Below are 20,972 nucleotides of genomic sequence, written 5' to 3'. Positions count from 1 at the left end.
CCCGATATGGCTGGCAACGAGCATGGCGCCATGGAGACTTACGAGTGCGACGTGCTCGTGGCCGGATCGGGTTGCTCCGGCATGTCGGCCGCGATCACCGCGCGTTATCGCTGCCTCGACGTGCTGATCGTGGAAAAGGAACCGCGCTTCGGCGGCACCACGGCCCGCTCCGGCGGCTGGCTGTGGATCCCCGGCACCTCGCTGGCGAAGGCCTACGGCATCGAGGAGACGCCGGAGCAGGCGCGCACTTACCTGCGGCACGAGGCCGGCAACAACTTTGATGCCGCCCGGGTCGATGCCTTCCTCAGTGCCGGCCCTGAAGCGGTCGATTTCTTCACCACCAAGACGGCGTTGCGCTTCGACATGCCGCTGGTGTTTCCCGACTACCACGCCGAAGCGCCCGGCGGCGCGCAGGGTGGCCGCTCCATGGTGACGCGCCCGTTCGATGGCCGCGAGCTCGGCGACCAGATCAAGACGTTGGGCATGCCCCTGCCCGAGCTCACCGTGTTCGGCATGATGCTCGGAAGCGGCAAGGAGATCATTCACTTCATGCGCGTGACGAAGTCGCTGACCTCGGCGGTCTATGTCGCCAAGCGGCTATCGCGGCATTTCATGGATGTGCTGCGCCATGGCCGGGGAATGACGCTCACCAACGGCAATGCGCTCGCCGGACGCCTCGCAAAGTCCGCGCTCGACCTGAAGATTCCGATGTGGCTGTCCTCGCCGGTGCGCGAGCTGACGGTCGAAAACGGCGCTGTGACCGGTGCCATCGTGTCGCGCGAGGGACGCGAGGTGCGTGTCCGCGCGCGCCAAGGCGTCGTGCTCGCCTGCGGCGGATTTCCGCATGACATCGCGCGGCGCAGGAAGATGTTCCCGCACGCGCCGACCGGCAACGAGCACTATTCGCCCGGGCCCGCCGGCAACACCGGCGACGGCATGCGCCTTGCGGAAGGCGCCGGCGGCCGCATCGAGGACCGCCTGCCGAACGCGGCGGCCTGGGTGCCGGTGTCGCTGACCACGCGCAAGGATGGATCGAAGGGCGTGATGCCGCATTTCATCGACCGCGCCAAACCCGGCGTGATCGCGGTGATGCGCGACGGCAAGCGTTTTGCCAATGAAGGCAATTCCTATCACGACTTCGTCCAGGCCATGATCAAGGCGGCCAAGCCCGGCGAGGAGATCGCCGCCTATCTCGTCTGCGATCACAAAACTCTTCGGAAATACGGCCTCGGCTGCGTGCCGCCTTTCCCGATGCCGCTGGGTCACCATTTGAAGACCCGCTATCTCATGCGCGGCGATACGCTGGAGGCGCTGGCGGCGAAAGCCGGCATCGACGCCGGGGCGTTCGTCGAAACGGTCAGGCAGTTCAATGTGACGGCGCCGCAAGGCCACGACGCCGCCTTCGGCAAGGGCTCGAAGGCCTATAACCGCTACCAGGGCGATGCACTGCACGGCCCCAACCCCTGCGTGGCGCCGATCGAGAATGGTCCGTTCTACGCCATCAAGATGGTGATCGGCGATCTCGGCACCTATGCCGGCATCGTCACCGACGAGAACGCGCGGGCGCTCGACGCCGAGGGACGGGTGATTCCCGGCCTCTATGCCGCCGGCAACGACATGGCGAGCATCATGGGCGGCAATTATCCCGGGGCAGGCATCACGCTTGGGCCGGCGCTGACCTTCGGCTACATTGCCGGCAGACATCTTGCCGACAGCGCCGCCAAGCGTGACGCGGCGTAAGCCAGGCTATTGGAGGCGCATGAAGAGAGAGAGCCGCGGCATCCAGTCGATCGAGGTCGGCGGCGAATTGCTTCGCGCGCTCGCCCGCAGCGGCGAGCCGATGATGCTGCGCGATCTCGCCCGCGAAGCCGGCATGACGCCGGCCAAGGCGCATCCCTATCTCGCCAGCTTCTCGCGCATCGGCCTGATCGAGCAGGACGAGACCACCGGCCGCTACGAGATCGGCGCACTTGCGCTGGAGCTCGGCCTGATCAGCCTGCGCCGCCTCTCCGGCGTGCGCATCGCGCGTCCCAGGATCGCGGGCCTCGCGAGCCAGATCGGCCACGCCGTCTCGCTCGCGGTCTGGGGCACGCACGGCCCGACCGTGGTGCAGCTCGAAGAGCCCGCTCAGCCGGTGCACATCGTGATGCGCGTCGGCTCGGTGATGGCGCTGCTGGAGACCGCGACCGGCCGCGCCTTCGCGGCCTTCCTGCCGGAGAAGACGATCAGCGCCGCGCTCGACAGCGGCCTCGACCGCCATGGCGTCGGCTACAACCCGAAGCGCGCCGTGAAGGGTACCAAAGTGGCCGAGATGCTCGCTGAGGTGCGCAAGCACGGCCTCGCCCGTGCGCTCGGCGATCCCCTGCCCGGCGTCAACGCGTTCTCCGCGCCGGTGTTCGATCATTCCGGCCACGTCGCGCTGGTCATCACCGCGATGGGCCCGGAAGGCACGTTTGATGCCCGCTGGGACAGCCCGATCGCGCATGCGCTGCGCGAGTGCGCGAGCGGCATCTCCAAGCGGCTCGGCCACGGGATGACGGTTGCGGCGGAGTGATGGGCAAACTGCCCGCCTCACGACGACCGTCATTCCCCGCGAAGGCGGGGAATCCAGTACGCCGCGGCCCATCGATTCAATCACGACCGCCTCGGAGTACTGGATCGCCCGGTCAAGCCGGGCGATGACCCCGAGTGTGGGGCGACAACGCCCCTACTTCTCCTTCACCGGCACCGTGTAGTTCAGGATCAGCCGGCCGCCATCCGGATAGATCGTCTGCCCGGTGATGTACGACGCATCGTCGCTGGCCAGGAACGCCACGACGGAGGCGACCTCGCTCGGCTCGCCGCCGCGGCCGGCGGGCGTTCGTGACATCACGGTCTTGCGGGCGTCCTCCGAGGTGTAGATGGACGACGCCACCATGTCGGTCAGAATCGTGCCCGGCCCGACCGCGACGACGCGGATGTTGTGGGGAGCGAGCGCGACGGCCGCGACGGAGGTCAGCTGCTTCATGCCGCCCTTCGACATCGCGTAGGTCGCCAGCGCCGGGATCGCCAGCAGCGCGTTCACCGAGGACATGTTGATGATGACCCCGCCGCCGCCTTGCGCGATCATCTGCCTCGCCGCCGCCTGCACGCCGAAGAACGCGCCCTTCAAATTGATGCCGATGATCTCGTCGAATTCTTCTTCGGTAATGTCGAGGATGTCGCGGTTGCGGGCGACGCCGGCATTGTTGACCATGATGTCGAGCCGGCCGAACTCCTTCACCGCGGTCGCGACCAGCTGATCGACGTCCGCGCGCTTGGCGACGTTGCCGACGATCGTGCGCAACGCATCCGGCCGGCCAAGCTCGGCGGCCGTGGCGGCAAGGCCTTCGGCATCGACGTCGGAAATGACGACCTTGACGCCGTCGTCCAAAAACCTCTTCGCGCAGGCCTTGCCGATGCCGCGCGCCGCGCCGGTGATGGCCGCGACCTTGCCGGATGGTCTCATGGTCTCACTCCAGGACTTGGGACGATTTCACCTTGCTCTCAGAGGAAACGATCGGGCGCGAACGGCGCGAGCGGAATTTCCGGCACCTTGCCGCTCACGAGCTGGGCGACGAGACGACCGGTGCGGGCCGAGCCGACCAGGCCGACATGGCCATGGCCGAACGCATAGACGATGTCGCGCGAGGCGCGCGCGTAGCCGATGCAGGGACGTCCGTCCGGCATGCTCGGGCGATGGCCGAACCAGGTCTTGACGCGCGAGGCCGGAATGTCCTTCGGCAGTTTCGGGAACATGCTGACGAGGTGGTTGCGCAGGATCTCGGCGCGCTTCCAGTTCGGCGCGGCTTCCAAGCCGGCGATCTCGACCGTGCCGGCGGCGCGCAGGCCCTTGTTGGTCCAGTTCACCACAAGCTTGGCGTCGGAGGCCATCATCGAGCTGCGCGGACCTACTTCCGGATTCTCGATCACGACATGATAGCCGCGCTCGGTTTCGAGCGGGAGGGGATCGCCGATCGACGCGGTGAGCTGCTTCGAGCGGGCACCGGCTGCGACCACAGCGGCATCGCACGCGATCTCGCCGGTCTCGATGAGAACGGCCACGAGCTTGCCGCCGTTGAGCTTCAGCCCGGTCGCCTTGGCGCGCACGTGCTTGGCGCCACTGGCGATCGCGTGATTGGCGAGCGCGGCAACGTAAGCGCCGGGATCGCGGCAGCGGCCGGCCTCCTCCACCACCACGCCAAAGGTGTAGCGCGGATGCAGGTCCGGCTCACGCTGGCGCATTTCGTCGGCATTGAGCTCCAGCCATTCGACGCCGACCTTCTTGCGCAGGCGCCAGCCGAGATCGTTGTCGAAATTGCCGCGCGAGGTGAACACGTGCATCACGCCGTTGCGCTCGATCAATTCAGGAACACCGGCTTCTTCCGCGAGCTTCCGGTGCAGCAGCGGCGCGTCCTTCAGGAGGTCGCGCAGCGCAAACGCCGTGGTCTCGACCCGCGCCGCGGTCCAGCCCGAGAGCAGGTACTTGATCAGCCAGGGCAGCGCCTTCGGCAAGTAGGACCAGCGGATCGCGAGCGGACCGAGCGGGTCCATCAGATAGCCCGGCACCTTCTTCCACACGCCCGGCTCCGCCGGCGGGATCACCGAATGCGACGACAGCCAGCCGGCATTGCCGTAGCTCGCCGCCTGTTCGCCGCCCGGGTCGCCGGGATCGATCAGCGTGACGCGGTGCCCCTCGCGCAGCGCCTCGATCGCGCTGATCACGCCGACCGCGCCGGCTCCGATGATGGCGACGTGGCGGCCGGCCGGCATCGCTTTAAGCCTTCACTGCGGGCGCAAAATCCTTGCTGACCGAGATCGCCCGGGGATCGATGATGCAGTGGAGGATCGACGGCTTGCCCGAGGCCAGCGCGCGCTCGAACGCCGGTGCGAATTCTTCGGTACGCTCGACACGCTCGCCATGGCCGCCGAACGCCTTCGCATACATCGCAAAGTCCGGGTTCTTGAGCTGGGTGCCGACGACACGGCCGGGATAGTCGCGCTCCTGGTGCATGCGGATGGTGCCGTATTGCGAATTGTCGATGATGATGACGACGAGCGGCGCGTCGTATTGCACGGCGGTGGCGAATTCCTGGCCGTTCATCAGGAAGCAGCCGTCGCCCGCAAACGCGACGACGACCCGATCCGGATATTGCCGCTTGGCGAGCACGCCAGCCGGCACGCCATAGCCCATCGAGCCCGAGGTCGATGCGAGCTGGGCGGCAAAGCTGTGGAAACGGTGATGGCGGTGAATCCAGCCGGCATAATTGCCGGCGCCGTTGCAGACGATCGCATCCTTCGGCAGGCGGTCGCGCAGCCAGGTCATCACCTCGCCGTATTGGAACCTGCCCGGCAGCTCGCGCGCCTTCCCGGTCCAGGCGAGATAATCGGCATGCGCCTTGGCGGCTTCGCCCTTCCACGCCACCGCGCCGGAAGGCTTCAGCGTCTCGACGGCCCCGGCGAACGCAGCCGGCGTCGCCTGGATCGCCAGCGCCGGCTGATAGATGCGGCCGAGCTCTTCGGACCCCGGATGCACATGGATCAGCTTCTGCTTCGGATTGGGAATGTCGAGCAGCGTGTAGGACGAGGACGGCATCTCCGACATGCGGCCGCCGATCAGCAGGAGGACGTCGGCATTGTCGATGCGCGCCTTCAGGCCCGGGCTCGGCCCGATGCCGAGGTCGCCGGCATAGTGCGAATGGTCGGCATCGATCAGCGAGGCCCGGCGGAACGAGGTCGCGACCGGCACGTCGAACCGCTCGGCGAACCGCGCGATGCTCTTGGTCGCATCCTCGGTCCAGCGCGAGCCGCCGAGAATGACGAGCGGCGCCTTGGCGCCGGCCAGCATGGCGCCGAGCTTCTCGATATCGGCAGGCGCCGGCCAGCTCACCGCCGGCTCGATGCGCATGGCATCGGCGACGGCCGCGGTCTCGGTCAGCATGTTCTCCGGCAGCGCGATCACGACGGGACCGGGGCGGCCCTGCATGGCGACGCGGAAGGCGCGCGCCACCAGCTCCGGAATGCGGTCGGGACGATCGATCTCGACTGCCCATTTGGCCATCGAGCCGAACACCGCCTTGTAGTCGAGCTCCTGGAACGCCTCGCGCTCGCGCATGCCGGTGTCGACCTGGCCGACGAACAGGATCATCGGCGTCGAATCCTGCATCGCGATGTGGACGCCGTGGCTGGCATTGGTGGCACCGGGGCCGCGGGTGACGAAGCAGATTCCGGGCCGACCCGTGAGCTTGCCATAGGCCTCCGCCATCATCGCCGCACCGCCTTCGGCGCGGCAGATCACGACGTCGATCGGGCTGTCATGCAGCGCATCGAGGGCCGCCAGATAGCTCTCACCCGGCACGCAGGTGACGCGCTCGACGCCCTGGGCGACGAGCTGATCGATCAGGATCTGGCCCCCGGTGCGGGTGTTGCGAATGGTCATGTCGGCTCCCTCAAGACTTCGGCGATGCCACTTAATCGGGAACTGGCCTAGGACAGGCGGAGAGAGTGCGCAAGGTCGAAAGGCTTCTAGCAGCCTGCGCAGGCGTCATGCCAGTCCCTGCCGTTTGCACTACAGGACCTGGCGCGGCGATGATGGCGAGCTTCGAGATCTACGTCTACGATCCGGCCGAACCAACTCGTCGGGAGCAGCGGAATGCAAACCATCGGCCTGATCGGAGGCATGAGCTGGGAGAGCACCGTACTTTACTACAAGCTCATCAACGAGCGGGTCCGCGACCGCATCGGCAAGCTGCATTCGGCCCCGCTCCTGATGTATTCCTACGATTTCGAGGAGATCAAGCAGATGCAGTATGCCGGCCGCTGGCAGGAGGCGGCGACGAGCCTCGCTGAAGTCGCGCGGCTGCTCGAAAGTGCCGGCGCGCGGGCCATCGTGCTGTGCACGAACACGATGCACAAACTGGCGCCCGAGATCATCTCGAGCGTCACCGTTCCGTTCATCCACATCGGCGATGCGACGGCCGAGCGGATCCGGGCCAAGGGATATCGGCGGGTCGGGTTGCTCGGCACCAGGTTCACGATGGAGGAAGATTTCTACATCGATCGATTGCGCGCGCATGATCTCGACGTCATGGTCCCTCCTGCGGACGAGCGCGCCGAGGTGAACCGCATCATCTACGACGAGCTGTGCCTCGGGAATGTCGCCGCGCCCTCGCGCCGCCGCTACCAGGAGGTGATGGCGGCCCTCGTCGCCGGCGGAGCCGAGTGCATCATTCTCGGCTGCACCGAGATCACCATGCTGGTCGGCCCGGACGACACGTCTGTCGAGACGTTCGACACCACGGCCATTCACGCGGAAACGGCCGCCGATTTCGCGATCGGGTGAATTTGATCCCTCAGCTTCAGCCCCGTTCCGGAATCGAGGTCCCTGGAAGGTGGGCTATCCTCACCCGCTCCGCTTCTGCCGCGCGCTCGCCAGCAGCACCAGCATGAATGAGGCCGCCGTCATCAAGGTCGAGATCGCGGCGATGGTCGGATCGATCTCGTCGCGCAGCGCGGTGAACATGCGCTTGGTCAGCGGCTGATACTGGCCGCCGGAGATGAACAGCGCGACGATGGTCTCGTCCATCGCCGAGATGAAGGCGAAGATTCCGCCGGCGACCACGCTGGACTTGATCTGCGGCAGCGTCACCGCGAAGAAGCTGCGCAGGCGGTTCATGCCGAGGCTGCGCGCCACCAACTCCTGCGCGGGATCGAAGCTCTGCAGGCCCGCAAGCACAGAAATAACGACATAAGGCAAACCCAGCATCACGTTGGCCAGCACCAGGCCGGGCATGGTCGCAACCAGGCCGACCTTGGCATAGACGAAGAAGATGCCGACGGCGGTGATGATGATCGGCACCACGAGCGGCAGCAGCAGCGCCATGTGGATGAGACGCATGATCCGCAGCTTCGACTGGCTGATGGCATAGGCGGCGGCCACCCCGAACGGGGTCGCGATCACGACGGTGAGGAGCGCAACCGTCAGCGTCACCCGCGTCGCCTGCATCCAGGCGGGATTTGAGAAATATTGCTGGTACCAGCGCAGCGAGAAGGATGGCGGCGGAAAGGTCAGGAAGCGCGCGCTGGAGAACGAGATCGGCGCGATGATCAGAACGGGAAGGATCAGATAGACCAGCACCAGCACGCTGATCACGTAGAGGGCGATCCGTGCGGGCGAGGCGCGCATCATTTCTGCCCCAACACGCGGTCGAGCGAGACGAAGCGGCTTACAATGAAGAAGATCGCGACCACACTGATTAGCAGCACGACAGCGACCGCGCTGGCCGCGCCGAATTGGTTGTAGAGCTCGACGTTGCGGCTCACCAGCATCGACACCATCACGGTGCGGCCGCCGCCGAGCAGTTCCGGCGTGATGTAAAAGCCGAGGCAGAGCACGAACACCATGGTGCAGCCGGCAAGCACACCCGGCAGCGACAGCGGCAGGAACACGCGCATGAAGGTGAGCGACGGGCTCGCGCCCAGGCTGGCGCCGGCCTGCATGAGATCGTTCGGGATCTTCTGCATGGTGGCATAGAGCGGCAGCACCATGAACGGCAGCAGGATGTGCACGGTCGCGACAACCGTGCCGAACGTGTTGTGGACCAGCGCGAGCGGCTCGGAGATCACATCGAGATAGCGCAGGAACTGGTTGATCACGCCGCTGCGCTGGAGCAGCGCCAGCCAGGCATAGGCGCGCACCAGCACGCTGGTCCAGAACGGCAGCACGACCAGCGACAGGATGAGGATGCTCCACCCTTTCGGCACCGAATTGGCGAGGTAGGCCACTGGATAGCCCAGCAGCAGCGCGATTGCCGTGACCGCGAGGCTGATCTCGAACGTCAGTGCAAAGCTGCGCCAGTAGACATCTTCGGTGAAGACGCGGCGATAGTTCTCCAGCGTGAAGCCGTCATGATAGATCGACTGCCAGGCGAGCCAACCGACTGGCAGCACGATCAGGGCAAGGATCACCAGCAGCGCCGGCGACACCAATGCCAGCATCAGGCCGTGCTCGCGGCGCTGATGCTTTTGGGAGGGATCTGGCACGGATGTCGTCAACGCTGGCCTCGCCTACTTTTGCATGAAGGACGCCCAGCGCTTCTCGGCGGCTTCGCCCGCGGACGAGGACCACCAGGCGTAGGACATCAGCGCCTGCTTGGCCGCATTGGCGGGCTCGCTCGGCAATTGCGCCGCGCGCTCCGGCTTGATCACGCCCGTCTCGAACGCCTTCGGATTGCCCGGGCCATAATCGATGTGCAGCGGCAGGTTGGCCTGGTGCACGGGATCGACGGCCTCGTTGAGGAATTTTACCGCGGTTTCCAGATTCGGCGCGCCCTTGAGGATGCAGAGCGAGGTGCTCTGCAAAATGCCCTGATTGTAGGTGAAGGTGACCTTCGCGCCCTCCTTGGCCACCGCGCTGACCCGACCGTTCCAGGCCATCTCCATGTCGACCTCGCCGTCATTGAGCAGCTGCGCCGACTGCGCGCCCGAGGTCCACCACACCGTGATGTGCGGCTTGATCTCTTCCAGCTTCTTGAAGGCGCGGTCGACATCGAGCGGATAGAGCTTGTCGGGCGCGACGCCATCGGCCATCAGCGCCGCCTCGAGCGTCGCGAACGGGTGGTTGCGCAGCGCGCGGCGGCCGGGGAATTTCTTGACGTCCCAGAAATCGGCCCAGCTGTTCGGCGCGTCCTTCGGGAAGGTCTTCTGGCTGTAGGCCAGCACGCTGGAATAGAACTCGTAGGAGACTGAATAAGGACTACGATAAGCCTCCGGCATCGCCGCGCCGTTTGGAATCTTCGAAAAGTCGAGCTTCTCGATCAGCCCCTGCTCGCCGCCGCGCAGGCAGTTGCCGGTCGGGGTGTCGACGACGTCCCAGATCGGCTTGCCGCTGCCGACTTGCGTCTTGATCGCGGGCCAGGCGTCGGGAATGGAGTCCTGGTTGATGGTGATGCCGAGCTTCTTGGCGGAGGGATCGAGGATCGCCACCGTCTGCGCCTGCTGATAGGCGCCGCCCTGCGAGACGAAGGTGATCTGCTCGGCGGCATCAGCCGCACTGCTCAATCCGATTGCGCCCAGCAGCGCGCAGCCCAATCCAAACTTCTGCTTCATCGTCATCCTCACCTCCTCCAAATGATCTCACCGACCGATCGCATCGAGAAACTGGTACCAGCCGGCGACCATGCGCACGGCGGGCTCACGCAGCGGATAGAACGGGATCGCCTTCATGCGCCTGATATCGAGCAGGCCGACGTCGGGCGTCTCGCCGCGCACGAAGGCGGCGAGATAACGGCCCATCAGGCTCGACATCGCCACACCGGCGCCGTTGTAACCCACCGCGAACAGCGTGCGGTCGTCGAGCCGGCCGATATGCGGCACCGAGTCCAGCGTCATCGCGACCAGCCCCGACCATTTGTATGCGAGCGGGACGTCGGCGAGATCGGGGAAGATGCCGACCATCGCCTTGCGCAAGGCGTCGAACGCGGCTTGCGAGTCCTGCTTGCCGAAGGCGCCGCGGCCGCCGAAGATGACACGGTTGTCGACCATGCGGAACCAGCGCATCATGCGCTTGGTCTCGGTGTAGGTGCGCCCGGTCGGCATCAATTTTCCCGCGAGATTGCCGGGGAGCCGCTCGGTTGCGACTATGGCGCTGCGGAAGGGAATCAGCGTGTGCTGCAGATGCGCGGTGGCACTGGTCAGGTCCGAATAGCTGTTGGTGGCAATGATCGCCTGCTTGGCGCGCACCGCGCCTTGCGGGGTCTCGGCGACGATGCCGTCGCCTTCCCGCCGAAGCGTTGTGACCGGCGATCCCTGGAAGATTGCAACGCCGCGGCGCGCGACGCCATCGGCGAGGCCGCGCAAATAGTTGAGCGGATGAATGCCGCCCGAGCCGGGATTGAGCACGCCGCCGACGAAGATGTCGGAGCCGGTCTCCTCGCGCACCTGGCCTTTGTCGAGGATGCGAGCCGCGGCCGAGCCCATCTCGCGCGTCATCCAGTTGGCCTCGTCGATGGCGGCCTTCAGCGTCGTCTCATTGTGCGCAGCCTTGACCTGGCCGGTGCGCACAAGGTTCGCGCTGGTGATGCTGAATTCGGAGACGAGCTCCTCGACCATGTCGGTCGATTCATGCGCGATCTCGTACATGCGCCGCGCCATGGCGCGGCCATGCACGGCATCGATCTCGCGGAACGAGAGGCGGAATTTTGCCGTGATCACGCCGCCATTGCGCCCGCTCGCGCCCCAGCCGGGACGGTTGGCCTCGAGCACAACGGGGCTGAGCCCGCTCTTGGCAATGTGGTGCGCGGCGGAGAGGCCGGTGTAGCCGGCGCCGATGATCACCACATCGGCTTGGCTCTCGCCCGACAGCACGGGATAATCGCGCGCCGGATCCGCCGTGGCTTCCCACAGCGAATTGACCGAAGGCAGCGCGCGCCAGTCCCGTGTCATGCCACAGCTCTCCGTTACGCCGCCGGGCCGATCGCGGCGTCGGCGAGCGCCTTCAGCGTCGGGAAATGGAAGTCCGGCTTGGTCAGCGTCTCCACCGCCGGCGTGCCGCCGAAGCCGGCAATGCCCTGGCGGCGCTCGATCCAGCACACTTTGTAGCCGAGCTTCCGCGCGATCCCGATGTCGTGATACTGGCTCTGCGCGACGTGCAGGATATCGGACTGCTTGTAGCCGAACGCCGATTGGCGGCCCTTGTTGTAGGCGAAGAATTCCGGATTGGGCTTGGCAACACCGGTGTCGTCGGCACAGACCGTGTCATCGAAGGGATTTCCGAGCGCATGCGCGTAGCACGACAGCGCGACGCGGTCGGCATTGGTCATCGCGACCAGGCGGAACTTCGTGCGCAGCCGCTTGAGCGCTTCCACCGAATCCGGGAACGGCCCCCAGCGCAGCACCGAAAGCTGGAACACGTCGCAGGATGCGTCGTCAGAGGGCAAACCTAGCTCGGTGGCAAGATGGCGATAGACGTGGAACATCACTTCGCTGGAGCGCTCGTAGTGCTTGTCGCGGCCCCGCTTGTAGGGCTCGAAAATCTGCTCGTCGCTGAGCTCGGCTGCCTTCCTGCCTCCGATCTTGCGCACGGCTTCGAGCACGCCGGTTTCGAAATCAATCAAGGTGCCGACGACATCGAAGGTGAGAACCTTGAAATTGCTGAACGCGGCTTGGGTCGACATGGTCTTCTTCTCTCAGGTTGCCCGGGGCACGACGATCGTGTCCTCGGGGTGGAGCGTGACGGTGAGATTGCCGCCGAGGGGCGGAATGCGGTGATAGGCCTGGTGATAGCTCGGCTGGCGCAGGCTGAGCGCGATGCCGTCGGCGAGCGCGAGGAAAATGCGCAAGCTCTCGCCCTGATAGACGATGTCGGTGACCGTTCCGGTCAGCCGGTTGCAGGCCTCATCCTGCGCGCCGTCGTCGATCAGCAGCTTCTCGCTGTGCACGGCCAGCATCAGGGCATCGCCATCGGGAATGGCGCGCGCGCTGCGCAGCAGGGCATTGCCGAGTGCGACGCTGCAAGCATCGACGCGGCGGACCGGCAGCATCGTGGCTTCGCCGATAAAGCTGGCGACGAAGGAATCGGCGGGATGATCGTGCAGCCGCGCCGGCGCATCGATCTGAACCAACCGGCCGTCCTTCATGACGGCGACGCGGTCGCTCATGGTCAGCGCCTCGCGCTGGTCATGGGTGACGTAGATGATGGTCGCCTGGATGCGCTTGTGCAACGCGCGCAGCTCGATCTGCATGGATTCGCGCAGCTGCTTGTCGAGCGCGGAGAGCGGCTCGTCCATCAGGATCAGGCGCGGCTCGAAGATCATGGCACGCGCCAGCGCCACGCGCTGGCGCTGGCCGCCGGAGAGCTGCGCGATGCCGCGCTCTTCATAGCCGGCAAGGCCGACCATGCTGAGCGCTGCGCGCACCTTGTCCGGCCAGACGGATTTCGGCAGGCGTCGCGCGCGCAAGGGAAAGGCGACGTTCTCGCCGACGCTCATATGCGGAAACAGCGCATAGTTCTGGAACACCACGCCGATGTCGCGCTTGTGCGGCGGCATATAGGTGACGTCACGGCCCCCGAACAGAATCGTGCCTGAGGTCGGCAGGATGAAGCCGCCCAAAATGCCGAGCAGCGTGGTCTTGCCGGAGCCGGAGGGGCCCAGCAGCGAGACGAATTCACCGGCGCCGACATTGAGCGAAACGTCGTCGAGGGCGCGAACAGCGCCATAGGCCTTGCTGGCGGACCTGATCTCGACGCTTTCCGCTCGCTTGTCCAACGATCGACCTCGCGATGTCCCTGCGCTGGCGTGCCTCACTGCGCGCCATAAGGCTGCTTTATAGACAGGGCTTTGGAGCACTCACGGCCGAAGCGTGCGCTGCACCAAATCTTCTCCCGAAGCCCCTGTGTTTAGGCTGTCATGCTCATGACACCAGACTTGCCAAAACTCGGCAATTGCCAAATTCTCACCGCGCTCATAACATGACGTTATGCCAGAGCTCCGCCGCATGCTGCCGTCCAGTAACGCCCTGTTCGTGTTCGACGCGGCGGCGCGCAACGGCAGTTTCACCGCGGCGGCGGCCGAATTGAACGTGACGCAGCCGGCGGTGAGCCGGATGCTCGGCCAGTTCGAGGAGCATCTCGGCGTCCGCCTGTTCGATCGCAAGGCGGGCCGCGCGGTGCTCACCGAGGAAGGCGAGCTGCTCTATCGCCGCGTGCTCGAAGGCTTTCGCAGCATCGAGAGCGGGCTCGTCGAGATCGAGCGGCGCCGCAAGGGCACCGAGACGGTGACGCTGTCGGTCTCCTCCGCCTTCACCACGCACTGGCTGATGCCGCGCATCGACAAGCTGCAGAAGCAGTTTCCGCAAGTGGATCTGCGCTTCCAGCTGATCTCCGGCGCGCTGCGCGGGCCGGTGGAGAATGTCGATCTCGGCATGCGCTTCCGTGACCGCGACGAGCCGTCATCCGGCGGCACGCTGGTGATGAAGGAAGTGATGCTGCCGATGTGCAGCCCCGGCTATCTCGGCGAGACTGATCCCGCCGAGGGCAACACCATCATCCGCCTCGCCGAGACGCCGGGCGACTGGGCCGCGGATTACGCTTCGCTCCTCACCGGGCGCCGCGGCGCGGCCAAGGCGCTGAGCTTCACCGACTATGCAGTCGTGGTGCAGGCCGCGCTGCTCGGCCAGGGCATCGCGCTCGGCTGGCTGACGGTCGCCTCGCACTGGCTGCTCACCGGCGCGCTGGTGCCGGCCTCCGACACGCTGACCACCACGCGCCGCATCTGCGAATTCCTGCCACCGCGCAACCGGATCATGCGTCCCATCGCCGCCGAGATCCGCGACTGGATCATCGCGCAGATGAAAAGCGAGATCGCCGCGATCGACCGGCTCTATCCGAAGCTCGGCGCCATGGCGGCGTGTTATTGAGCAGGTGGCGTCGCGGTGAAGCCCCGCTCTCTCCGACGTCATTGCGAGCGCAGCGAAGCAATCCAGAGTCTTTCCGCGGAGGGATTCTGGATTGCTTCGCTGCGCTCGCAATGACGATGTGGATAGAGCTGCGCTCGAATTCCGCCCCTACCGATGCTCGATCGCCCTGATCGCACCACGTAGTTCGGCGAGGCCGCGCAGGCGGCCGATGGCGGTGTAGCCGGGATTGGTGCGCTTGGTGGCGGAGAGATCGTCGAGCATGCGGTGGCCGTGATCGGGCCGGAACACGATTTGATTGTCGGGTGCGCGCCGTGCGTTCTCCTTCAACAGCGCCTTGAGCACCGCGATCATGTCGACGTCGCCGTCGAGATGGTCGGACTCGTAGAACGACAACCCGTCCGCCTCGCGCTTGGTCGCGCGCAGATGGGCGAACGCGACGCGTGGGCCGAAGCGCTCGGCCATTTCTGGCAAATTGTTCTCCGCGCGCACGCCGAGCGAGCCGGTGCAGAAACAGATGCCGTTCGCCTTGGATGGCACGGCGTCGAACAGCGCCTGATAGTCGTCGGCGCTGGAAGCAATGCGCGGCAGGCCGAACAGCGGTCGCGGCGGATCGTCCGGGTGCAGCGTCAGCGACACGCCGAGCTGCTCGGCCACCGGCGTCACGCGCGCAAGGAATTCCGCAAGGTGCTGCCGCAGGATCTCAGGCGTGATGTCGCGGTAGGTGTCCAGCCGATCGCGGAATTGCGGGATGGTCATCGGCTCGGTGGTCGAGCCCGGCAGCGCGCTGGCGATGACCATGACGAGATAGTCGATATCCGCCTGGCTCATCTGCTCGAACAATTTCTTCGCGCGCGCCTGTTGTTCCGGCGAATATTCCTGTACGGCGGCCGGGCGCTTCAGGATGTGCAGCTCGAACGCGGCAAAGCGGTCCTGGTCGAAGCGCATGGCACGGGCGCCGTTCGGCAGCTCCCATTCCAGATCGGTGCGGCACCAGTCCACCACGGGCATGAAGTTGTAGCAGATGATCTTGATGCCGCTGGCCGCCACCGCCTCCAGGCTCGCGATCCAGGCCTCGATCGACTTCGTCGCTTTTCCGCCAAGGCGCTTGACGTCGTCGGGGATCGGAATCGATTCCACCACCGACCAGGTCAGCTGCGAGCGGCCGGGCTGGCCGTTCTCGATGAAGTTCTTGCGCTCCTCGACCGCCTTGCGCGTCCAGGCCTCCCCGATCGGCACCTGATGCAGCGCCGAGACGATATCGCTCGCGCCGGCCTGCCTGACGTCGTCGAGCGAGACCGGATCATCGGGCCCGTACCAGCGCCATCCCTCCAGCATCATAGGCTGCCTCCCATCAGTTCGCGGTCAGCACGACCTTGACGCTCTGCGAGCGGTCGAGCGCCAGCCGCAGCGCATCGGGCGCGGTCGAGAGCGGCCGCTCGGCGGTGACCAGCGACAGCACATCGACGCTGCCGTTGCCGATCAGTTCCACCGCATTCATGAACTCGAAGCCGAAGCGGAACGAGCCGCGCAGGTCGATCTCCTTGGCCATCACGGCATTCGACGGTGTCGGGATCTGGCCTCCCGGCAGATTGCCGATCTGCACCACGACGCCGCCGCGCCTGACGATCCCGATCGCGCTGGCTAGGCCAGCTGCCGTGCCCGAGACCTCGAAGGCGACGTCGTAAGGACGCGCGGCAGCCTGTGCCTTCAGTCCTTCCTCGCCGCCAGCGACGTTCTCAACATGCGAGGCGCCGAGCTTGGTCGCAAAGGCCAGCGGCGCCGGCGCGATGTCGGCGACCGTGATGTCAGCCATGCCGGCACGGTGCGCGGCGAGCATGGTCAGAAGTCCGATCGGGCCGGCACCGAAGATGATGCCGCGCTTGCCCTCGATCTTGCCGGCGCGCGCGACCGCGTGCAGGCAGACCGCGAGCGGCTCGGCCAGCGCCGCGGCCTGGTAGGAGACGTGATCGGGAATCTTCACGCACTGCGCGGGGATCGCGTCGAAATAATTGGCGAAGCCGCCCTGCATGTGCGGCGTCTTTGAGGCCGAGCCCATGAAGTAGATGTTCTCGCACAGGTTCGGCCGGCCCTCGCGGCAGGCGACGCAATGGCCGCACCAGCGTGACGGATTGACGGCGACGCGGTCGCCGACCTTCAGATTGGCGGCGGTACCGGAGATCTCCACGACCTCGCCCGAGATCTCATGTCCCAGCACCAGCGGCGACTTCACCACGAAGTCGCCGGTGCGGGCATGGCGGAAATAGTGCATGTCCGAGCCGCAGATGCCGCCGGCACCGAAGCGGATGCGCACCATGCCCTGGCTGAGCTTGTCGAGCGGATGCTCGATCATGCGCAGGTCTTCGGGGCCGAACAGGGTCGCGGCGAGAGCGGTCGAGGTCATTTGGAAAGTCCCATGTATTTAGGCAGCCAGAGGGTCAGGTCGGGAATATAGGTGATCGCGATCAGCGCGAGCAGCAGCGGCACCAGCCAGGGCAGGATCGCCACCGTCGTGCGCTCGACCGAGAGCTTTGCGACGCGGGCGAGCACGAACAGCACCATGCCGAGCGGCGGATGCAACAGACCGATCATCAGGTTCAGCGTCATGATCAGGCCGAAATGGATCGGGTCGATGCCGAGCTTGAGCACGATCGGCAGCAGGATCGGCACCAGGATGGTGATCGCCGCCGTGGTATCGATGAAGCAGCCGACGAACAGGATCAGCACATTGGCGAGCGCCAGGAACACCCATTTGTTGTGGGTGATGCTGAGCATCCAGTCCGAGAGCATCTGCGCCGCCTGCGACACCGTCAGCAGCCAGGCGAAGATCGAGGCCGCGGTGACGATGAACAGCACCGAAGCCGTGGTCTCGATGGTGTCGAAGGTCGCCTTGGCCACCGTCTTCAGGGTCATGGTGCGATAGCGGATGAGGCCGAGGAACAGCGACCAGATCACGGCCGCGACCGCGGCTTCCGTCGGCGTGAACCAGCCGAGCGTCATGCCGCCGATCAGGATCACGGGCGCCATCAGCGCCATCACCGCGGAGAAGTCGAAATACCAGTCGATCAGGAGCAGCGTGCCGAGGCCGATGACGACCGCCATGTTCACCGACATGCCGGCAACGACCATCAGCCAGATTGCGAGCGGGAAAGCGAGTACGATGGCGATCTCGAGGCCGGCCGAACCGAGCTGCGGCCAGGAGAACGGCGTATCACTGCCCCATTTGTTCTTGTGCGCGAAATAGGTGACGGTCGCCATCATCAGCAGCGTCATGACGATGCCGGGGATGACGCCGCCGAGGAACAGCGCTCCGATCGAGACGTTCGCCATCATGCCGTAGATCACGAAGGGCAGCGAGGGCGGAATGATCGGCCCGAGCGTCGCCGAGGCCGCGGTGACGCCGACCGAGAACTCGGTGGAGTAGCCGTGGTCCTTCATCGCCTTGATCTCGATGGTGCCGAGGCCGGCGGCGTCCGCGATCGCGGTGCCGGACATGCCGGAGAAGATCACCGAGCCGATGATGTTGACGTGGCCGAGGCCGCCGCGCATCCACCCGACCAGCGCGACGGCGAATTTGTAGATGCGCCCGGTCACGCCCGCGATGTTCATGAGATTGCCGGCCAGGATGAAGAACGGCACGGCGAGCAAAGGAAAACTCTCCACGCCGGCGATCATGCGCTGCGCCAGCGTGACGTCGGGCGTCACGCCACTGACCAGGATGTAGAGCAGCGACGACGCGGCCATGGCGATCGCCACGGGAACGCCGAGCAGCATCAGAAGGAGAAAGCCTCCGAGCAACAGCAACATGGTCTTATCCTTCCGATCCGTCGTAGGCACCGGGACGTTCGAGGACCGAGTAGCCCTGCCGCCAGTTCTGGAGTGCCACCTGCACGGAGCGTGCGAACATCAGCACGAAGCCGAGCAGCACGGCGTAATAGACGTAGTCCTTGGGAAGATTGATCGTGGTCATCTGCTCGTCGCCGATGATCTTGATGTAGACCCAGACCAGCTTGATGGCGTAGCCGAAGAAGGCGATCCGGATCAGGTCGATCGCCGTCGACAGCACGCGCCCTACGGCATGCGGCAGGTAGCGATAGACGAGGTCGACCTGGATGTGCCGCGACAGCCGCACGCACATCGACGAGCCGATGAAGACCACGCCGATCAGGCAATAGGTCGCGATCTCCTCGGTCCAGGCATAGCTGTCGTTGAGGACGTAGCGGGTGAAGAATTGCAGGAAGACGGCAAGCGCCATCACCCAGAAGATCGCCAGCGCGACCCAGTCCTCGAACGCGTAGACGCCGAGATCGACCTTCGGCGTCGCCTCCTCCTCGAAGGTATGGGCGATCTCGTCCGCGGTGATCTGCCGGTGGATTTCGGCGGTGGACATGGGTACCTCTCAAACCTCTCTCACCTCGTTCCGGGGCGACGCGTCAGCGTCGAACCCGGAACCTCGAACGAGTTCTGCTGCGTAACCTCGCTCCGCTCCTCATCCTGAGGAGCTTGCGAAGCAAGCGTCTCGAAGGATGGCCCCAGGCGACACCTAGGTGGCACCGGGGCCTTCATGGTTCGCCCTGCGATGCGAAGCATCGTCCGGAGCGCGCTTCGCGCTCCGCACCATGAGGGTCTGGCTTATTTCACCGCCTGGATCTTCTCCCAGTCGGCCTTGCGGTAGCCAAACGTCTCGAATGCGACGTTCTTCAGCACGGTGTCGCGGAACTCGTTCTTGTCGACTTCGGTCACGGTCAGGCCCTTGTCCTTGAAGAAGGCGACCAGCTTGGCCTCGTTCTGCTTGATCTCTCCGGTGGCCTTGGCCGCCGCCTCCTGCGCCACGTCGGTGAAGATCTTCTTGTCCTCGTCGGAGAGCTTCTTCCACAGCGCGCTGGCGATCACGGTATTGAGGTGGTCGACGATGTGGCCGGTCAGCACGATGTGCTTCTGCACCTCGTAGAACTTCTTGGCCTCGATGGTGGTCAGCGGATTCTCCTGCGCCTCGACGGTGCCGTTCTGGAGCGCGAGATAGACTTCGGCGAACGCGATCGGCGCGGTGTTGGCGCCGCAGGCGCGCGGCATGGCGAGATAGGCGGGCACATCGGGCACGCGCATCTTCAGGCCCTTCATGTCGGCACAGGTCTTGATCGGCTTGTTCGACGAGGTCTGGCGCACGCCGTAATAGGTCACCGCGACGATGTGGTGGCCGCTCTTGTCCTCATAGCCCTTGGCGAGCTCCTTGAAGATGTCGCTCTTGGTGTAGGCGAGCAGGTGATCGGCATCGCGGAAGGTGTAGGGATAATAGGTCACGCCGATCGGCGCAAAACTCTTGGCCGCGAAGCTCGAGCCGGAGATGATGATGTCGACCGAGCCGAGCGACAGGCCCTGGTTGATGTCGGCTTCCTTGCCGAGCTGGGAGGCCGGATAGACCTCGATCTGGTAGCGCCCGTTGGTGCGCTTGGCGATCTCCTGGGCGGCCCAGACCGACGCCGTGTGGAACGGCTCCGAGGTCTCGTAGACGTGGGCCCATTTGAGCTTGGTCTGCGCCAGGCTCGGGCTGGTCGCCGCCAACAGCGTGGCGGCGGAAATCACTGCTGCAATCGTCATCTTCTTCAACATCGACTCTTCCTCCATCGTTCAAGTCTGCTTCTTGTTGGCCCGCCCCGGCATGGATGCGAGCCGCCCAATCTCACCGCCGCCGCGAGCTGCCGCTCTTGGCCTGTTTCTTCGACGGTCGTTTTGATTTCGCCGGCTGAACCGCGGACGGCGCCGCCTGCTTCCGTGCAGCCGCTGCTTCTGCTGATGTCTCGGCACCAAAATTCTGTGCAAAGCGCTCCTGCGAATGCGCGAGGTGATCGCGCATGGCGTCATGGGCCGTCAGCGGCCGGCGCGCAGCGATGGCGTCGCGCACGGCCCGGTGCTCGTCGAGCGCGGTTCGCCACGTGGTGGGGTTCTCGAAATAATGCGCCAGCTGCGCGAAATAGGGATTGAGGCGCTGGTCGAACAACTCGCCGACAACCCGCACCAGCACGGCGTTGCCGAGACATCCCGCAATGGCGATATGGAAGGCGCGGTCATGAACCATCGAGGCTTCGCCAGGATGGTCGACATTCTCCATCGCGACGAGCGCGGCGTCGATGCGGTCGATGTCGTCTTTGGTCGCCACGCGCGCGGCTTGCTCTGCGATGGCGCTTTCGAGGAATTCGCGGGCACGCAGCAGCTCGAACGGGCCTTCGATGATCGCTGATGGCGCCGGCACGGCGTCGGCGGGCTCGGTCACATAGATGCCGGAACCGACGCGGATGCGGACGCGGCCCTCGACCTCGAGCGCGATCAGGGCTTCGCGCACGGTGGGCCTCGACACCTTGAGCTGTTCGGCGAGCTCGCGCTCGGTCGGCAAGCGGCTGCCGACCGCGTACTCGCCGCTGTCGATCAGGCTTCGCAATTGATCGGCGACCTGGCGATAGAGCCGTCTCGCCTCCACAGCTTCCAGCGGCACGCTGGTCCTCCCGAAAGGGTCTCGCGACGCCTCCCGGCGCCCGCGGCCCGCC

Annotated in this window: 19 protein-coding genes; 4 read left to right on the top strand and 15 right to left on the bottom strand. The window is 65.5% G+C overall.

What is annotated here, in order from left to right:
* The first annotated feature begins 6 nt into the window (after nucleotides 1–6).
* Nucleotides 7–1,740, top strand: a complete 1,734-nt coding sequence (locus N2602_RS09645) for an FAD-dependent oxidoreductase (protein WP_260382492.1) — start codon at nucleotides 7–9, stop codon at nucleotides 1,738–1,740.
* A 19-nt stretch (nucleotides 1,741–1,759) separates the two neighbouring features.
* Nucleotides 1,760–2,554: an IclR family transcriptional regulator gene (locus tag N2602_RS09640; protein ID WP_260382491.1), complete on the top strand. Its 795-nt coding sequence runs from the start codon at nucleotides 1,760–1,762 to the stop codon at nucleotides 2,552–2,554.
* A gap of 153 nt (nucleotides 2,555–2,707) precedes the next feature.
* Here N2602_RS09640 and N2602_RS09635 read toward each other — a convergent pair whose 3' ends face one another.
* Genes N2602_RS09635 through N2602_RS09625 form a run of 3 tightly spaced genes read right to left on the bottom strand, consistent with a single transcriptional unit; the run spans nucleotide 2,708 to nucleotide 6,457 of the window.
* Nucleotides 2,708–3,487: an SDR family NAD(P)-dependent oxidoreductase gene (locus N2602_RS09635; protein WP_260382490.1), complete on the bottom strand. Its 780-nt coding sequence runs from the start codon at nucleotides 3,485–3,487 to the stop codon at nucleotides 2,708–2,710.
* Nucleotides 3,488–3,525: 38 nt separating this feature from the next.
* Nucleotides 3,526–4,791: an FAD-binding oxidoreductase gene (locus tag N2602_RS09630; protein WP_260382489.1), complete on the bottom strand. Its 1,266-nt coding sequence runs from the start codon at nucleotides 4,789–4,791 to the stop codon at nucleotides 3,526–3,528.
* Nucleotides 4,792–4,795: 4 nt separating this feature from the next.
* Complete coding sequence (locus N2602_RS09625) at nucleotides 4,796–6,457, bottom strand: thiamine pyrophosphate-binding protein (protein ID WP_260382488.1); 1,662 nt, start codon at nucleotides 6,455–6,457, stop codon at nucleotides 4,796–4,798.
* Nucleotides 6,458–6,670: 213 nt separating this feature from the next.
* Here N2602_RS09625 and N2602_RS09620 point away from each other — a divergent pair, with 213 nt between their 5' ends.
* Entirely contained in the window at nucleotides 6,671–7,360 is a 690-nt protein-coding gene (locus tag N2602_RS09620; protein ID WP_260382487.1) for an aspartate/glutamate racemase family protein, read from the top strand.
* Nucleotides 7,361–7,420: 60 nt separating this feature from the next.
* On the opposite strand, the gene N2602_RS09615 is transcribed toward N2602_RS09620, so the two are convergent.
* From N2602_RS09615 to N2602_RS09590, 6 genes are all read right to left on the bottom strand, one after another.
* A complete protein-coding gene (locus tag N2602_RS09615) occupies nucleotides 7,421–8,206 on the bottom strand; it encodes an ABC transporter permease (RefSeq protein WP_260382486.1) in 786 nt (261 codons plus the stop codon).
* Nucleotides 8,203–9,015 carry an ABC transporter permease gene (locus N2602_RS09610; RefSeq protein WP_172786997.1) on the bottom strand — a complete coding sequence of 271 codons (813 nt, stop codon included), beginning with the start codon at nucleotides 9,013–9,015 and terminating at the stop codon, nucleotides 8,203–8,205. Before N2602_RS09610 ends, N2602_RS09615 begins: the two co-directional genes overlap by 4 nt.
* Before the next feature lie 69 nt (nucleotides 9,016–9,084).
* On the bottom strand, nucleotides 9,085–10,131 hold the full coding sequence (locus N2602_RS09605; RefSeq protein ID WP_260382485.1) for an ABC transporter substrate-binding protein: 1,047 nt from the start codon (nucleotides 10,129–10,131) through the stop codon (nucleotides 9,085–9,087).
* Nucleotides 10,132–10,152: 21 nt separating this feature from the next.
* Complete coding sequence (locus N2602_RS09600) at nucleotides 10,153–11,460, bottom strand: FAD-binding oxidoreductase (protein WP_260382484.1); 1,308 nt, start codon at nucleotides 11,458–11,460, stop codon at nucleotides 10,153–10,155.
* A gap of 14 nt (nucleotides 11,461–11,474) precedes the next feature.
* Entirely contained in the window at nucleotides 11,475–12,191 is a 717-nt protein-coding gene (locus tag N2602_RS09595) for an HAD family hydrolase (protein WP_260382483.1), read from the bottom strand.
* Nucleotides 12,192–12,203: 12 nt separating this feature from the next.
* On the bottom strand, nucleotides 12,204–13,283 hold the full coding sequence (locus tag N2602_RS09590; RefSeq protein ID WP_260382482.1) for an ABC transporter ATP-binding protein: 1,080 nt from the start codon (nucleotides 13,281–13,283) through the stop codon (nucleotides 12,204–12,206).
* Between the two features lie 211 nt (nucleotides 13,284–13,494).
* Between N2602_RS09590 and N2602_RS09585 the strand changes: the two genes are divergently transcribed.
* The gene (locus N2602_RS09585; RefSeq protein WP_172786921.1) at nucleotides 13,495–14,433 is read left to right on the top strand and encodes a LysR family transcriptional regulator; all 939 of its coding nucleotides are present in this window, start codon (nucleotides 13,495–13,497) and stop codon (nucleotides 14,431–14,433) included.
* A gap of 147 nt (nucleotides 14,434–14,580) precedes the next feature.
* Here N2602_RS09585 and uxuA read toward each other — a convergent pair whose 3' ends face one another.
* The 6 genes from uxuA to N2602_RS09555 form a co-directional block, all read right to left on the bottom strand.
* Complete coding sequence (gene uxuA, locus N2602_RS09580; protein WP_260382481.1) at nucleotides 14,581–15,771, bottom strand: mannonate dehydratase; 1,191 nt, start codon at nucleotides 15,769–15,771, stop codon at nucleotides 14,581–14,583.
* Between the two features lie 13 nt (nucleotides 15,772–15,784).
* Entirely contained in the window at nucleotides 15,785–16,834 is a 1,050-nt protein-coding gene (locus N2602_RS09575) for an L-idonate 5-dehydrogenase (protein WP_260382480.1), read from the bottom strand.
* Nucleotides 16,831–18,237, bottom strand: coding sequence for a TRAP transporter large permease (locus tag N2602_RS09570; RefSeq protein WP_172786924.1), 1,407 nt, complete (start codon nucleotides 18,235–18,237; stop codon nucleotides 16,831–16,833). The genes N2602_RS09575 and N2602_RS09570 overlap by 4 nt, the downstream gene beginning before the upstream one ends.
* 4 nt (nucleotides 18,238–18,241) lie before the next feature.
* On the bottom strand, nucleotides 18,242–18,820 hold the full coding sequence (locus N2602_RS09565) for a TRAP transporter small permease (RefSeq protein ID WP_260382479.1): 579 nt from the start codon (nucleotides 18,818–18,820) through the stop codon (nucleotides 18,242–18,244).
* Nucleotides 18,821–19,062: 242 nt separating this feature from the next.
* Nucleotides 19,063–20,028 carry a sialic acid TRAP transporter substrate-binding protein SiaP gene (locus N2602_RS09560; RefSeq protein ID WP_409241915.1) on the bottom strand — a complete coding sequence of 322 codons (966 nt, stop codon included), beginning with the start codon at nucleotides 20,026–20,028 and terminating at the stop codon, nucleotides 19,063–19,065.
* 82 nt (nucleotides 20,029–20,110) lie between these two features.
* Nucleotides 20,111–20,920, bottom strand: coding sequence for a FadR/GntR family transcriptional regulator (locus N2602_RS09555; protein WP_260382477.1), 810 nt, complete (start codon nucleotides 20,918–20,920; stop codon nucleotides 20,111–20,113).
* Nucleotides 20,921–20,972: the final 52 nt, after the last annotated feature.

The organism is Bradyrhizobium sp. NC92 (assembly GCF_025200865.1).
In the GTDB taxonomy this organism is placed as follows: domain Bacteria; phylum Pseudomonadota; class Alphaproteobacteria; order Rhizobiales; family Xanthobacteraceae; genus Bradyrhizobium.
Note: the sequence above shows the minus strand (reverse complement) of the source record. Positions and strands in the feature narration are given on the sequence as shown.